The sequence below is a fragment of the Streptomyces sp. CB02923 genome, assembly GCF_001905005.1.
Classification (GTDB): Bacteria; Actinomycetota; Actinomycetes; order Streptomycetales; family Streptomycetaceae; genus Streptomyces.
Genome location: NZ_LWKZ01000026.1, coordinates 39,010 through 53,868, shown reverse-complemented (window position 1 = coordinate 53,868; position 14,859 = coordinate 39,010). Strand labels below are relative to the sequence as shown.

General features: G+C 69.3%; 11 protein-coding genes. 8 read left to right on the top strand and 3 right to left on the bottom strand.

The features are described from left to right. Window positions 1–188: 188 nt before the first annotated feature. Together add and A6A06_RS32055 are read right to left on the bottom strand one after the other, a co-directional pair. The gene (gene add, locus A6A06_RS32060; protein ID WP_073766170.1) at window positions 189–1,175 is read right to left on the bottom strand and encodes an adenosine deaminase; all 987 of its coding nucleotides are present in this window, start codon (window positions 1,173–1,175) and stop codon (window positions 189–191) included. A 14-nt stretch (window positions 1,176–1,189) separates the two neighbouring features. After that, entirely contained in the window at window positions 1,190–2,317 is a 1,128-nt protein-coding gene (locus tag A6A06_RS32055; RefSeq protein WP_242441061.1) for a nucleoside hydrolase, read from the bottom strand. Between the two features lie 40 nt (window positions 2,318–2,357). On the opposite strand from A6A06_RS32055, the gene A6A06_RS32050 reads away from it, so the two are divergent. Next, entirely contained in the window at window positions 2,358–3,353 is a 996-nt protein-coding gene (locus A6A06_RS32050) for a LacI family DNA-binding transcriptional regulator (RefSeq protein ID WP_073766168.1), read from the top strand. A gap of 1,003 nt (window positions 3,354–4,356) precedes the next feature. Beyond that, on the top strand, window positions 4,357–5,007 hold the full coding sequence (locus A6A06_RS32045) for a hypothetical protein (RefSeq protein ID WP_073766166.1): 651 nt from the start codon (window positions 4,357–4,359) through the stop codon (window positions 5,005–5,007). Window positions 5,008–5,203: 196 nt separating this feature from the next. Here A6A06_RS32045 and A6A06_RS32040 read toward each other — a convergent pair whose 3' ends face one another. Then, window positions 5,204–8,302, bottom strand: coding sequence for an amino acid adenylation domain-containing protein (locus A6A06_RS32040; RefSeq protein ID WP_073766164.1), 3,099 nt, complete (start codon window positions 8,300–8,302; stop codon window positions 5,204–5,206). 912 nt (window positions 8,303–9,214) lie between these two features. Between A6A06_RS32040 and A6A06_RS43625 the strand changes: the two genes are divergently transcribed. The 6 genes from A6A06_RS43625 to A6A06_RS32010 all read left to right on the top strand — a co-directional run bounded on the left by A6A06_RS43625 (window position 9,215) and on the right by A6A06_RS32010 (window position 14,850). Beyond that, window positions 9,215–10,468, top strand: coding sequence for a hypothetical protein (locus tag A6A06_RS43625; RefSeq protein WP_199931319.1), 1,254 nt, complete (start codon window positions 9,215–9,217; stop codon window positions 10,466–10,468). Between the two features lie 19 nt (window positions 10,469–10,487). Then, entirely contained in the window at window positions 10,488–11,204 is a 717-nt protein-coding gene (locus A6A06_RS32030; protein ID WP_073766160.1) for a nitroreductase, read from the top strand. Then, window positions 11,201–11,935 carry an SDR family oxidoreductase gene (locus tag A6A06_RS32025; RefSeq protein WP_073766158.1) on the top strand — a complete coding sequence of 245 codons (735 nt, stop codon included), beginning with the start codon at window positions 11,201–11,203 and terminating at the stop codon, window positions 11,933–11,935. Before A6A06_RS32030 ends, A6A06_RS32025 begins: the two co-directional genes overlap by 4 nt. 372 nt (window positions 11,936–12,307) lie before the next feature. Further along, a complete protein-coding gene (locus A6A06_RS42305) occupies window positions 12,308–12,466 on the top strand; it encodes a hypothetical protein (protein ID WP_199931318.1) in 159 nt (52 codons plus the stop codon). Between the two features lie 325 nt (window positions 12,467–12,791). Further along, window positions 12,792–13,850, top strand: a complete 1,059-nt coding sequence (locus tag A6A06_RS32020) for a trypsin-like serine peptidase (protein WP_073766156.1) — start codon at window positions 12,792–12,794, stop codon at window positions 13,848–13,850. 649 nt (window positions 13,851–14,499) lie between these two features. Then, on the top strand, window positions 14,500–14,850 hold the full coding sequence (locus A6A06_RS32010) for a hypothetical protein (RefSeq protein ID WP_073766153.1): 351 nt from the start codon (window positions 14,500–14,502) through the stop codon (window positions 14,848–14,850). Window positions 14,851–14,859 lie beyond the last annotated feature (9 nt).

The window sequence follows — 14,859 nt, the reverse complement described above, 5'->3', positions numbered from 1 at the left end:
AAGTTATCGATGCCATCAAGCGGCGTGATTCAGCGCCCGTCCCAGTGGCCGGGAACGCCGTCCAGGCGACAACGAGACCGCCGTCGGCTGGCTTCGCTCGGCCCACCGCCCCCCGCCGTCGGCTTGCTGGCGATCCAGTGAGGGGTGCGCAAATCCGGCATCTACTACGGCACGACCCTGACGGGTCGTCAGGTTCCGGAAGGCGGCGTCGTGTAGCCCTCGCGCCCGAGGTTGAAGGATGCCTGGGCGGCGTTCTCTTGCGTGATGGCCTCGTGGCGGCTGGTCCATCCGGTGGTCTGCCGCAGTGCGTCGAATTCGCGTTGCAGGGTGGTGGCGGAGGTGGTGCGGGTGTCGGTGCTGATGGTGACGGGCAGTCCGTCGGCGAGCAGTGGGGTGGCGGGGTGGTTGGTGAGGCTGGGGACGGCGCCGGTTTGCGCGTTGCTGGTGGGGCACATTTCGAGGGCGATGTTGTCGGTGCGGAGCCGGTTCAGGAGTGCGGTGTCGGAGGTGCAGCGCACACCGTGGCCGATGCGGCGGGCGCCGAGGACGTCGATGGCCTCCCACATGCTTTCGGGGCCTGCGGCTTCCCCGGCGTGGACGGTGCAGGGCAGGCCGGCGCTGTGGGCGAGGTCGAAGGCGGCCCGGTGGGGCTGGGCGGTGTACAGGGTCTCGTCGCCGGCGAGGTCGAGGCCGGCGACGACGTCCCGGTGCCGCAGGGCGGTCTCGGCGACGGCGAGGCTTTCGTCGGGGCTCTGGTGGCGCAGGCAGCACAGCAGCAGCCCGGTGGCCACACCGGTGGCGGCCCGGCCTTGGGTCAGCCCTTCGGCCACCGCGTGGACGGCGTCGTCGAGGGCCATGCCGTGGCGGCCGTGCAGTTGCGGGGCGAAGCGCACTTCGCCGTAGACGACACCGTCGGCTTTCCAGTCCTCGACCAGTTCCCGGGCAGTCCGGGCGAGGGCATCGGGAGTCTGCAGGACCTGCAAGGGGAGGTCGATGTAGGTCAGGAAAGTGGTCAGACTGCCGCAGTGGGCCGGGGCCACGACGAGTTCCCGGACGGGCCGGTCGAGGGTGATGCCCTGGTCGCGGGCGAGGTCGGCGACGGTGCCTGTGCGGACGGAGCCGTCGAGGTGGCAGTGCAGTTCGTAGCGCGGGATTCGCGTGGTGGGGGTGCTCATGAAGTCGGTCCGGTTCAGGAGGTGGAAGGAGCTGCGCCGGCGAGCGGCGAGCCGGTGGGAATGGGTGTGGTGACGGTGTCGAACAGGAGTTTCTTGAAGCCGTTCTCGTCCACGCGGCGGACCAGGGTGAGATTGGGGGCGGGAGCGGACACCCGCCGGTCAACGATCATCTGGCCGCGTGTGTCGTCGGCGACGGAGATCTCGACGTGGGCCTGCTCCTGTTCGGTGATCAAGTCGGGCTTGAGTGCCACGGCCATGGCGACGGGGTCGGGCAGGTCGTAGCCGGCCAGCCCGGTGACGTCGCGGGCCCAGTCCGCCACAGTGCGGTTGATGCGGTGCGCGAACGTCGCCATCGGGGTGCCGAGCTGCTCCAGGCGTCGCTGGTCGGCTTCGGTCATGACGGCATCCTTGCGGGAGACGTCCCAGCCGATCCACGTGACGTTCTCGGGTGTGGCGGCCTGCGTGACGATCCGGGCGGCCTCGGGGTCGGCCCAGACGTTGAACTCGGCGGTGGGGGAGATGTTGCCGCGCAGGTCGGCGGCGCCGGCCATGCAGTACACGTGCCGGTAGCGGGTGAACAGCTCGGGGTCGCGCAGCAGGGCGGCGGCGATGTTGGTGAGCGGGGCGAGCGTGACCAGCATCAGCTCTCCCGGGTGTTCGCGGGGACAGGACAGCAAAGCCTCGACCGCGTGGGAGCTCTGGCAGGCGGCGGCCGGGTCGGGCAGTCCGATGTCGCCCATGCCGTCCTCGCCGTGTACGTGCTGGGCGCTGGAAAGGGTCCGCGTCATCGGCCGGGCGCAGCCGGGGTGGACGGGAATGTCGGTGCGGCCCGCGGTCTCAAGGGAGATCAGCGCGTTGCGGGTGCCGGTCTCGACGGGCACGTTGCCCGCCACCGTGGTCACCGCCCGGATGTCGCCCAGCCCGCTGGCGGCAGCGAGCAGCAGCGCGACCGCGTCGTCGGATCCGGTGTCGGTATCAACAATCAGGGGAAGGGCAGGCATGGCCGTGCTCCTTTCGTACGAGGGTGTGGGGTGGGCGAGTTCGGCGGCGAGCGCGCCGCAGAAGACGTTCCCGGCACCGGTGGTGTCGACGACGGTCACGTCCCGGGCCGACAGCAGAGCGTTGGCGCCGCTGACCACCACGCTTCATGTCTAATCGTTTAGATGAGAGGATGCAAGGGCTATGACGAAGCGAGCAGGCAAGGCGCCGACGCTGACCGACGTGGCCCGCGCGGCCGGGACCTCGACGGCGGTGGTCAGCTATGTGATGAACAACGGACCCCGGCCGGTCGCGGCCAAGACCCGCGAGCGGGTCCTGGCCGCCGCGGCCGAGCTGGACTACCGCCCCAACCGCATCGCCCGGGCCCTGCGCTCCCGCACCACCGGCGTGGTCGGCCTGATCCTGGCTGACGCCTCCAACCCCTACTTCGGGGCGCTGGCCCGGCATATCGAGCAGATACTGGATCAGCACGGCAAGCTCACCCTGATCGGCAACGCCGGATATTCGCCCGAGCGGCAAAAGCACCTTGCCGACAAGTTCCTCGCGGCCCAGGTCGACGGGCTCCTCATCGTCTCCGCCGACGGCGGCGCCGACGTCGCCGCCCAGGCCAGGCAAGCCGGTGCTCCCGCCGTATACGTACACAACCAGCCCGAGGACGGGCGGGCCCCGGCCGTGACTGCCGACAACGAAGCCGCTGTCCAGCAGGCCGTCGCCCACCTGCGCAGCCACGGGCACACCAGCATCGCCTTCCTCGCCGGACCGCACGACGCCGGCCCGGTCGGTCGGCGTCGCGCCACCTGGGAAACGGCCCTCGCCGGGACCGATGCCCCCCTGCTGCGCTGCGAGTACTCCCGCGCTGCGGCGGCCGCCCTGACCGAGCGCCTGATCGGCGAAGGCGCCATGCCCCCCGCGCTGATCACCGCCACCGACGAACAGGCCATCGGAGTCCTCGCCGGAGCCCGGGCCCACGGACTTCCCGTACCCGACCGGCTGGCCGTCATCAGCCTCGACGGCACCCCCGACAGCGCCTACACCGCCCCCGCCCTCACCGTCACCGAACAGCCCCTGCACGCCATGGCCCAGCAGGCCGTCGGCCTGCTCCTCAACGGCACCTCCCCGCAGCTCCCGGCGCGCGCTTCGCTGGTCCTGCGCCAAAGCTGCGGCTGCCCACCCGCGTAGCGAACGCTGCCCACCGGCGTAGCGAACGCTGCCCATCCGCGTAGCGAACCAGGTACTGCTTCCCCGGCAGAAACTCGACCCCATCCGAGAGATCGCCAACTCCTGGGCCCGTTCTGCCAAGCGCGGTCTGCGTCGGCTCCCCAGAGGTGCCGGCCGGTCAGGAACCGATCGGGCATGGCTGCTCCGCCAATGACTGGTGACTGGTCGGCGGTGTTATCCCGCCGCCGCTGCACACCGATTACCGCAATCCACACATTGACTTCGACCGGCTGCGTATTGAGGACCGCACCCGCTCGGTCGGAATCGGTGAACGGGCGGTGATTGGCGTCAAGACGTCGATGGTTCTGGCTCTCGGTCTCGCCCGTGCAAAGGCGCGGAGCACACCACCCTCCCCGATTTCGTCGAAGGCTAAGTGGCGAATTACCTGCGGACGCCGGTTCAAGCATCTGGAACCGGATTTGGCCACAAAACTTCGCCACGAGCGCAGCACGAACACCACCCGAATCGGCTGCCGTGCAAAATGCATCGCGGAAGCAACGTCGCTCCACCCAGGGCGTGCTCATCCGTAACTGTATCCAGATGAGTGAACCCAGGGGCAGCGCTCCTGCGCAATGTGATGCTGTAGGTGTAGCGCATGTGTGAAGCAGTCGAGGCGTTCGAAGCCGCTACTCGTTAATTTCAGCCATGCGACCCTGAACTGGTTGACGAGGTTCCGGGCAATGGCGAGCATGTGAATAACAGGTACCGCTGCGATATCGCGGGAGAGATCACACTTCATATCGCCGTGCCGTTCCATCTTTGGGAACGCGACCGCCCGGGCGGACGGCCCTTGCTGTACGACCCGGAATGCACGCCGCGATCGGCTCTCTCGTGTCCACCCAACAGCGCGCATCTCTCGTGTTCACGAAGGGGATGCCCCCTCCTGTCTTCGATGACGTCGCAACGCGTACGTATCCGGTGGTCCGCCGCTGCACGACCAAAACTCAACCAAGGAGGCAACAACATGAACGCACAGCAACTGCTTGACGACATGCGGCCAGACATCGCTCGGTCAATCGAAAGCGTCGAGATGGTCTCCCGTATGCGTGACGGAAAGGCGGTCCCGGAGCAGCTCCAGAGGCTGGTGACCGCCGAGTTCTGCTGTCAGGAAGCAGAACTGGCGACGTATCCGCTCTTGGTCGCTCAGCATCGTCATGCGGTGCCCGCCGGCTACTTCGGGCTCGTCGTCCACACGGTCGCGAAAGCTCGTGCGCTGCTCGGCTCCGTCGCCCAGTCGGTCGGTTTGGAACCGGACAGTCTGTCAATCCCTGCGGATGCGCGGACAACGAGTGCCATGCGCAGCATGACGCTGGCGGGAGTACTCACCGAGCCTGGAGAGGCCGCCCTGTATCTGTACAGCGACCTGTGCGTATGGTGCGCGGTCTTCAGCGAATTGGCTGAGGCGGGCCGACGTCAGGAGCAGGTGCCCAATCCGCTGATCGAGTACATGGAATGGTGGGGAAGCGAACCGTCTCAGGAAATCGTCGAAGGCACTCTGGACGTCATCGCCTACGGGCTCCAGCGCGGTGAGAGTTCCGACCGTATGCTGAGCTTCGCCCGTCAGCTTCCGACGGCCGTTGCAGGCTACTGGGAGTATGTCCTCGACGGCGAGTAGAGCCGAGAACATACGCAGGCCCGCTGTCCAGCACTGGGGCAGCGGGCCTGCGTACGTTTGCGAAAGGCAGGCGCCCGTCCCCAATCGGCTCGGGTCACGGGCCCTGCGGATGACGGAGCCCCGGTCCGGCCGCATCACGGTGCAGCGCGGCCGGACCAGGGCATCGGGACGGCGTCAAGGGACGCGTTCCGCTCCGTCAGCCGTCCGTGCCCTGGGGCGGGGCGAGGAAGCCGATGTCCTGGAAGCGGCGCAGGTAGAGGTCGATCATGTCGCCGTCCACCGGCGGGCAGGTGATGCCGCTGCCGTGCAGGGCGGCATCGGCGTGCGCGCGGTCCAGGCCGGGGAAGGTGCCGGCGAAGTAGAGCTGTTTGACGGTGTGTCCCGATCCGTGGGCGGAGTCGGTGAACATCGGCAGGTAGGGCGCCATGGGGTGATCGGGATGCCGGGCCGTCAGCTCGGCGATGCGGGAGACCCAGGAGTCGTAGGTCAGGTCGTCGAGGCGATAGCCCATGGCCCGCAGACGGTCGGCCAGCAGCGGCAGGCGGGCGGGGTGCGGGTTGGTGAGGTGGTAGGTGCGTCCGTCGGGCTGCTCGTGGGTGAGGATGTGCACGACGGCCTGGGCGGTGTAGTCGACCGGGACGAAGTCCAGCGGCAACGGAATGTCCGGTGCGATGCCCGTTTCGGCGATGGTGCGGAACAGGGCACACATCATCGTGTCGGTGTTCCACACGCCCCGCGCCCGCGTCCCGGTGATTTCGTAGGGGCGGTGGATGGCGATCGGCAGGCCGCGTTCGGCGGCCTGGAGGACGAGGTGTTCGGCGACCCACTTGGTCTCCGGGTAGCCCAGGGAGATCAGTTCGGGGTGGCCGGGTCGGGTGCCCTCGTCCACCCGGCGGGTGCCTGCGGCCCCGTCGCCGGCCCAGACGGCGACGGTGGAGATGTAGTGGACGGGCTTGAGGCGCTGGGCGGCGGCCAGTTCGAGGATCGTGCGTGTGCCGCCCACGTTGGCCGGTGCGAGCGCCTCGTACGGGTAGGCGAAGTTGACCTGGGACCCCGCGTGCACGATGAGGTCGGTGGTGCGGGCCAGGTCCTCCCAGTCGGCGTCCGGCAGCCCGAGGTGCGGGGAATCCAGGGTGCCGGGGACCGGCACGATGCGGTTCTCACAGCACGACGGGTCGAGTCCGTAGTGGCGCATACGCGCGGCGATGCGCGCGTGCGCGGCGTCGGGGCTGTCGGCCCGGGTCAGGCAGCGGATCTCCGTCACCCCGGCGTTGGCCAGCTGGTCGATCAGGTGGACGCCGAAGAACCCGGTGCCGCCGGTCAGCAATACGGTATCGGGGGCGGTGGGCGCGGAGGCTGCGGGAGCGTCGAAGCGCAGCCGGTCGTCCAGCCGGGCTTCGGCGGTGAAGTCCACCTGGCTTTCGTCTTCGTCGCCGCCGTTGCGCAGCGCGTCGGCGCGGGCGGCGAAGTCGGACAGGGAGGGGCCTTCCAGCAGGTGACGTATCAACGTCCGGCTTGCACCAGGGGGCAGGTCGAGCCGGTCTCGCAGGGTGGAGGCGACTTGTGTGGCGTACAGCGAGGTGCCGCCCAGCGCGAAGAAGTCGTCGTTGCGGTCGACGTGGTTCAAGCCGAGGAGGTCTTTCCACACCTCGGCGATGGCCTCTTCGGCCGGGCCGCGCGGTGGGGCGCCGTCTCCTTCGGCGCGGCCGTCCTGCCGTGCGACGAGTTCCATGAACCGCTCACGGTCGATCTTCCCGCTCGTCTTGAGAGGGATCTCTTCGACGGTGGCCAGCTGCGCGGGAACCATGTATTGCGGCAGACGGTCCCGGGCGTAGGCGGTCAGCCGTACGGCGAGGTCCTCGGCTCGGGCGTCGGGGGCGGGCACGGCCGCGGCGGCCAGGCGCTGTCCGGCATCCGCTCCCAGGATGTCCACGGCCGCCTCCCGTACCTCGGGATGGCCGGTCAGGGCGATTTCGATCTCGTCGAGCTCCACCCGGTAGCCACGGATCTTGACTTGCCGGTCGCGGCGTCCCCGGTACTCCAGGATGCCGTCGCGTCGCCAGCGGGCCACGTCGCCGGTGCGGTAGAGCTGCGCGTCGGGGTCGGGCCCGAACCGGTCGGGTACGAAGACCTCGGCCGTCCGTTCGGGTTCGCCCAGGTAGCCGTGGGCGACGCCGTCACCGCCGACCCACAGTTCACCGTCCTCGCCCGGCTCGGCCAGGCGGCCGTCCTCGCGGACCACATAAGCGGTGGCGTTCGCGATGGGGCGGCCGATCGGCACCGTCTCGGCATGGGAGGCGAGGTCCTCGATCCGGTGGGCGGTCACGAGCGAGGACGCCTCGGTGGGACCGTACCCGTTGATCAGCAGTTCGGGCCGGCCGTGCCGCAGTACGGCGCGCACCGCGGACGGGCTGAGCGCGTCGCCCCCGGCGATCAGCGCGCGCAGGGTGGCGAACATGCGCGGATTGTCCTCGGCGTGCTGATGGAACAGCCCGGCGCTGAGCCACAGCACGCTGATCCGCTCCGTACGCAGGATGTCCTCCAGCGCGTCGGCGGACAGCAGCGCCTCGGGGTCCGGCAGCACCAGGCAGCCGCCGTTCAGCAGCGGGGCGAACAGCTCCAGGCAGGAGATGTCGAAGGTCAGCGCGGTGGTGGCCAGCAAGCGATCGTCCGGACCCAGTTGCAGGTAGTTGGTGTTCTTCACCAGCCGGACCGGGCCGCGGTGCGGGCAGACGACGCCCTTCGGGGTTCCCGTGGAGCCGGACGTGTAGATCACGTAAGCCGGGTCGGTGGCGCGGCGGTCCGTTCCCCAGCGCTCGTCGTCGGCCGGTGACCGCTGCTCGGCCATGGCATCAGTGGTCACCTGGGTGCAATGCCGCCCGACCGGGGCCGGCGGCTCGCCCGGTCCGGTGATCGCGTGGCGGACTCCGGCGCCGGTCAGCACCGTCTCCAGGCGTTCCTCCGGGTCGTCCGGGTCCAACGGCAGGTAGGCACCGCCGGCCTCCAGGACGGCCAGTACGGCGAGCACGGCCTCCGGGGAGCGCCGCAGCAGTACGGCGACGGTGTCCCCGTCCGCCATGCCACGGGCCCGAAGGTACGCGGCGGCCCGGCGGACACGGGCGTACAACTCCCGGTAGGTGAGGCGGCCCCCGTCCCATTCCAGGGCCGGGCGGTCGGGGTTGCGACGGGCTTGCCCGGCGAAGAGGAAAGGGACCGTCGTGTCGCGGGGGTAATCGGTGGTGGTGTCGTTCCAGGCGCGGACAGTGTCGGGTACGTGACGGGTGTCGTGGTTCATGAGGTTTCCTGAGGTTGCGGTGCGGGGGGGGGAGATGCGCATGCCGGCTGGGCGAGCCGAATGAACGGGTCCGCTGCCGGGGTGAGGGGGAATCGGGAAAGCACCGTTTCGTAGGCCGCGAACTCAGCCGAGCGGCAGTGTGCCTTGGTTCCGGCCGTGCGCTCCAACGTCCCCTCGTCCACCTGCCCTTGCGCGGCGGGATCCAGCAGCGCATTGCTCACAGGTTCCTTCTCACGTGGGGCTTCGAGGTGACCGGCCAACCCGGCTGCGATGGCGATGGATGAATTGACCATGACGTGTTTCTTCTCCTCGCTTCATGCGAAGGCCAAGCAGGTGACGCGTTTGTTCCTCTCGCCAGTACACCCCGTTCAAAGGCAAGTCGTGGAAACCGTCAGGCAATGTTCGACGAGTCGGCGCATCCCTGCTTGGTTTCGCAGGAGGCTAGGTGACGATTTTCCTGGGACTGCCCTTTGAACCATCCGCAACCAAAAATGGCCATAAGGTTTCACCACGAATGCAGCACGGGCAACGGACGTCGCTCGAATCACCAACCGCCAACGACCTCGCGCCACCACAGCCCATTCGGGACCAGGAACCAGCCAAGGCAGGGAAGAAAACAACCGGCCGCGCGCGGGCCCGCGCGCCCGACACACCTGTGCGCGCGGAGTACCGCCCGAGTGGATCAGGCGTCTGATCTCAGCGCGCCGGCGATGCAGGGATCCGATGGCCTTGCCGGCGGGTCTCGGCAATCTTCGCTAGGCGGCCCGTCTGGCAGCGATCGAAACGGGGATTCTGTCGCACCTCGCCCCTACACAACACCGGGATCCCGTTCTAGGGTCCCCGTCCACAGCGCCAGGGCCGGACGAAATCCTCCTGGCAGTCAATGAGCTGTGGGTGAGTAGAGTGGCCAAGATGAAGAATGTTGTCGTCTTCGGCGACAACATCTCTGACATCGGCAACAGGTGGCTCTGGCCGACGGAGAGACCGGACCGGTGGCCCGGCGCTCTGTGTGTGAACGAGTCCGGCCGGTACAGCGACGGGAAGAACTGGACCGATTTTCTGGTCGAGTGGTCCACCGGCGATGCGCTCATGTGGGGAAACAGCGACCTGACGATCCGTAAGTCGGCCGACTACCGTACCCTGACACGCTATTCGGTCCTGGACGTCGATCCCGGTGACAAGCCGCCCGAGATGAGGCCGTGGCGGAATCTCGACGAATGCGTCGGGCATCCGGGTGGCGAAAGCGGATGGGAGAGACGGCCGGTTCCGTCCCCGCAGCAGGTCAGGTACGTCAATTACGCCAGGGGAGGGTGCGTCGTCGCCCGGGACCGGACGTTCACCCGCGGGTTCGGGTCTCTCAGCTGCCTCAGGGGACAGGTGGAGGACTACTTGGCCCAGCGCAGCTTCCTGGGTACGGAGTTCGACGGGCCAACCCTGCACATTCTGTGGGCCGGCCTCAACGATTTCGTCACCGTGGAACGCCCCGACCACGACCGTACGAAAGCGCCGAACCTGCCGTCCACGAACGACTACACGGCTTGGGAGACCTGGAGCCGGGCACATCCCGAGGAATCCGAGGACGGAGTCGGCGCCTTTCCGGCCGTGGCGGAGACGCGGTCACTGATCGAAGCGATCGTGTCCGATTCTCCCGGGGCCGAGGCCGAGCAGTACTTCATGGTCGTCGACCTTCCGAACGTATACAGCGGCGAGCCCGTGATCGATCGCTACAACGCGCTCCTCGCGAGTCTCGTGTCGGACTGGCCGCAAGGAAACGGCGCGCCCGCCCAGGGGCATGTCCACCTGGTGACCATGAGCAAGTGGATGGAGCATGTCGGCCGCGAGCCGGCGGCCTGGCAGTTGTCGAGTGAATCCCAGCCGACGGGGGTCCGGCCCTTCTACGACACCGGCACACCTCCGGCACCGGCGCAGGACCCCGTCCCGGCGCAGGACCCCGTCCCGGCCCAGGACCCCGTCCCGGCCCAGGTCCGCCGGTGTTTCACCACCAGCGACCCGCGCCATCCGACCCAGGCGGTCCACAGCCTGATGGCCCGCTACTTCGTGGCCACGCTGCTGAAGAGCGGGCATGCGCTGGGCAGGCTCGACAACGACACCTGCCCCCTCGAATCGCCACTCAGCGCCCTGCCCCTCGACATCCCCACCACCTGAGCCCGGGAGGCGGATCACCGTGGACGTCTACGAAGCGGTCAGGAGCCGGCGAGCGGTGCGGGGTTTCACCGACCGGCACGTACCGAGAGAGACTCTGGAGCGCGTGCTGTCCGCCGCGGCCTGGGCGCCCTCCGGGTCGAACCTCCAGCCGTGGCACGCCTACGTGCTGACCGGCGGACCGCTGGCCGAACTGAAGAAGCGCGCCGGTGAGCGTCTGGCCGTCGGCGACCTCTGGGACAGGGCGGAGTACGAGATGTACCCGCCCGCGCTGAAGTCCCCGTACCGCGAGCGCCGGGCCGCCTTCGGCGAGCAGCGCTACGGAGCACTCGGCATTCCGCGCGAAGACGTGGAGGCGCGCCAGAGGGCCGCCTCGGCGAACTGGGACTGTTTTGGTGCGCCCGCCGCGCTCTTCTGCTACATCGACCGCACCATGGGGCTGCCCCAATGGTCCGACGCGGGCATGTATCTGCAGACGGTCATGCTGCTGCTCCGCGCGGAGGGGCTGCACAGCTGTACGCAGATGGCCTGGGCCAAGTTCCACCGGACCGTCGCGGAGGTGCTGTCGCCCCCGGACGGGCTCATCCTCTTCTGCGGCCTGTCGATCGGCTTCGAGGACGTCGCGGCGGCAGGCCCCCGTACGGGCCGGGCGCCGCTTGAGGAGACCGTCACGTTCGTCGACGATCACACGCCCTCCCGGCACAACGCGCACATACCTCCGGCGAAAGGCATGTCATGAAGTTCGCGGTCATGGGCGGTACCGGTCTGATCGGGTCGCAGGTCGTCAAGGTCCTCAACGCCGAGGGACACCAGGCAGTGCCGCACTCGCCGTCCACCGGAGTCGACGTCATCAGCGGCCGGGGACTGGACGGCGCGGTGGCGGAATCCGACGTCCTCGTCAACCTCACGAACTCCCCGACGTTCGACGAGGCGTCACCGGCCTTCTTCCAGACCTCCATGGACAACCTCCTCGCCGCGGCCCGGCGAAGCGCTGTCGGCCACTTCGTGATCCTCTCGATCGTCGGCGTCGACCAGGTGCCCGAACTGGACTACTACCGGGCCAAGGCACTCCAAGAGCACATTCTGGCGGCCGGCCCGATTCCCTACTCGATCGTGCGGGCAACGCAGTTCATGGAGTTCATGGACAGCGTCCTGTCCTGGACCGCCGACGGCGACACCATCCGGCTCCCCGCCACACCGGTCCAGCCGATCGCCGCCAAGGACGTGGCCGCCGCGGTGGCGGAGGTCGCCGCCGGGCCTCCGCTGCACGGCATCCGCAACATCGCCGGCCCCGAGGTCTTCTCTCTGGACGAGCTGGGCCGTCTCACCCTGTCCCGACGGGGCGACCACCGTACGGTCGTCACGGACCCCGCCGCCGGCATGTTCGCCGCCGTCAAAGGTGACGTCCTCACCGATACCGGCAAGGACGCCCGCCTCGCCCCCACCCGCTACACCCACTGGCTCTCGTGAGCCTCGGCGGCCCCGGAGCAGGTTCCTGGCCATCACGATCCGCTGGCCTTGCCGCGTACCCTCACTGATCGCGATGCCTTGCGGGTCATACAGCCCTGACTGCATGAAGGCCCCTCGGAGAGGAGAGAGGCTGTGCAGCCTGGCCGGAGGTCCTGAGCACGGAAGCAGCACACCCAGGGAGCGTGGCGGTGATGAACCACTGGCCCCCCGGCGACATCCCCGACCAGTCCGGCCGCACCGCACTGATTACAGGTGGGGGCGGCGGCTTCGGGCTGAAGACCGCCGTGTGCTCGCGCGGCACGGCGCCCGCGTCATCCTCGCCGGACGCGGTCAGGTCAGGCCCGGCTCGACCAGGCCGCCGAGGCCGTACGTGTGGGCGCGCCACGGGCCCAGGCCGTCACGTTCCCACTCGACCTCGCGGAGATCGCCTCCGCCGCCCAGGTCCGGCCCGCCGTACGCCGCTCGTCCGCGCCGAGCGTGGTCACCGTCGCCGTCACCGTCAGCGTCCTCGCGGCGGGGCGCGGGCAGTGATGCCGGCTGCTGCCCAAGCCCATCGGCCAGGAGCCAGGAGGAGGGGAGCGGTACAAAGGGAGCCCCGTCCGCCTCCCCGCCTCGGCCTCGGCCTCGCAGAATCTTCCCCCACGGTCGGCAACCCCGACCCTCGTCGGACGTCTTTCCGGAGGAGGGAGCGCACCCGGGTCCGGGGTGGCACGATCGCGCCGGGCACCCGCCGTTCAGGGCGGGGAGCGGGTGGGCGTCCCCTCCCGGCCACGGGCCGGCAGCGCGGCGCCCCGCGGAGGGCACGGCAGCCTCCCGCGGGCCGGGCCCGTACCCCCGGAAGAGACCAGGAACGACCATGGGAACGACCTCAGTCCGCCGCAGAACCCGCTACCGCGGCCTCGCCACCGCAGGAGCGCTCCTGCTCGGCGCCGCCACGACGGCCGTGCTGCCGCCGACCGCTGCCCTCGCGGCGCAGCCCAAGTCCGTCACCACGCATCCGGGCGTCACCACCGCTGGGGAGCGCAGCCGGATCGACACCTACTGGACGCCCACGAGGATGAAGCTCGCGGGCGCCATGATCCCCGAGATCACGCCCGTCCCCGAGGACGACAACACGCCCGACGACCCGCGTCCGCTGCCCGCCAACACCCCGGATCCGGGCGCCACGTGGGCGCACGGCGGAGCGGTGGACAGGAACGTCGGCCGCCTCTTCTTCACCTTCTCCGACGGCTACGACGGCAGTTGCACCGCCACGGTCGTCAGCGGCGCGAACCACAGCACCGTCGTCACGGCGGCACACTGCCTGCGGGGCGTCGGGCCGGCCGCCGGTGACGACACGTGGAACCACAACTTCTATTTCGTACCCGGCTACCGCAACGGGACGAAACCGCTCGGCGGCTTCACCATCAAGGCCATGGCCACCTCGTCCCGTTGGGACGCCGATCCCGCCACGGTTACGTCCGACGACGTCGCCGTCGCGGGCCACGACGCGGCGTTCCTCGTGGCGAACCCGGCAGCAGGCGGACGCCGGATCGCGGACATCACGGGAAGCCAGCGGATCGCGTTCACCAAGCCGGCCGGGGGCGAGTTCATCCACACCTTCGGGTACCCGAAGGACAAGCTCAACGACCCGGGCGCCATCTACAGCGGAAACAGACTGATCCACTGCGCGGGGCCGGACCGGCAGGGCCCCGACGCCCCGTTGCTGTGGGGCGAGGGCTGCGACATGGCGTCCGGCGCGAGCGGTGGGCCCCACCTCGCCGGTTTCGACACCCGGACCGGCACCGGCACCGTCGTCGGCGTCACCTCCACCACGGAGGACCTCGCAGGCGGGCAGCCCGACACCCTCTACGCCACCCGCCTCGGCGACAACGCGCACATCCTCTACGACTGGGCGCGGACCCGCCCGGCCTGACCCCGGCTCGCCCTGCCCGGCCGGCGGCGCCTTCCGGCCGGGCAGGACCGCCGGCGGCTCCGGGAGGGGGCCCGTCCCGGCCCGATGCGTCCCTGCTCGCCGGCCGGCGCACCGAAACCCTCCCGCCCCGGACCAGGCAGGCCGCCGGGCCCGAAGAACCGTAGCCCGGCCCCGTCACGACGCGGGCAGAGTCCTCGCCACCGGGGAGACGTTCAGCCGCCCTGCCCAAGTAGTTCAAGGCTCGCCTGCATTCTGGTGAGAAGCTGCGCCATATCCCCTTGACCTGTGACTTTCTATAACTTCCGGAGAACAAGGTGCGGCCGATACCGACATGGCAGGGGTCGACCGCGGGAAGCTGTACTCCATGCCGGTGGATGCGCGGTGGGCCGAACTGTCGGAGCGGCTGGATGCAGCTCGTGAGCACGCTCGCGAGCTGCGGGGGGAGGAAGCGCGCGGCGGTGGAGGAGAACTACCGGCTCAGGCACCAGCGCGCCGGCCTCTCCCAGCTCCGGCAGCGCTCGCGAGACTGACTTCGGCCTGGCCGGGCCAGCCCGCGCGCTGCCGGGCCGTTTCTGCGCGGGGTGGCCGGTCGGGGTGCCTAGATCCTGTCCAACGGATCATGCACGGGCAGGACTCGTAGGTTGGCCGCATGTCTTCTGCACTTGTTGTTGGTTACGACCCGCAAGCGATACCTGGCGTCGACGGAGAGGCTCTTCGTGCGGCGCTCGATGCGGAACTGGCCCGATTCGGTGAGCACGGCATCGACGCGGCCATGGCGCTGATCGTGTTCGACGAATCGGTCGAGTCCACCCTCGTCGCATCGTTGACCAAGCAGCCGTGGGATGTCGTGGTCGTCGGCGGCGGGATTCGCAAGTCCGAGCCGCTGCTTCCGCTGTTCGAACAGGTCGTGAACCTGATCCGGCGCCATGCTCCCCAGGCCGCGATTGCGTTCAACACCAGTGGCGGGGACAGCGTCGAGGCGGCACAGCGGTGGCTCTGAAGCCCGGCC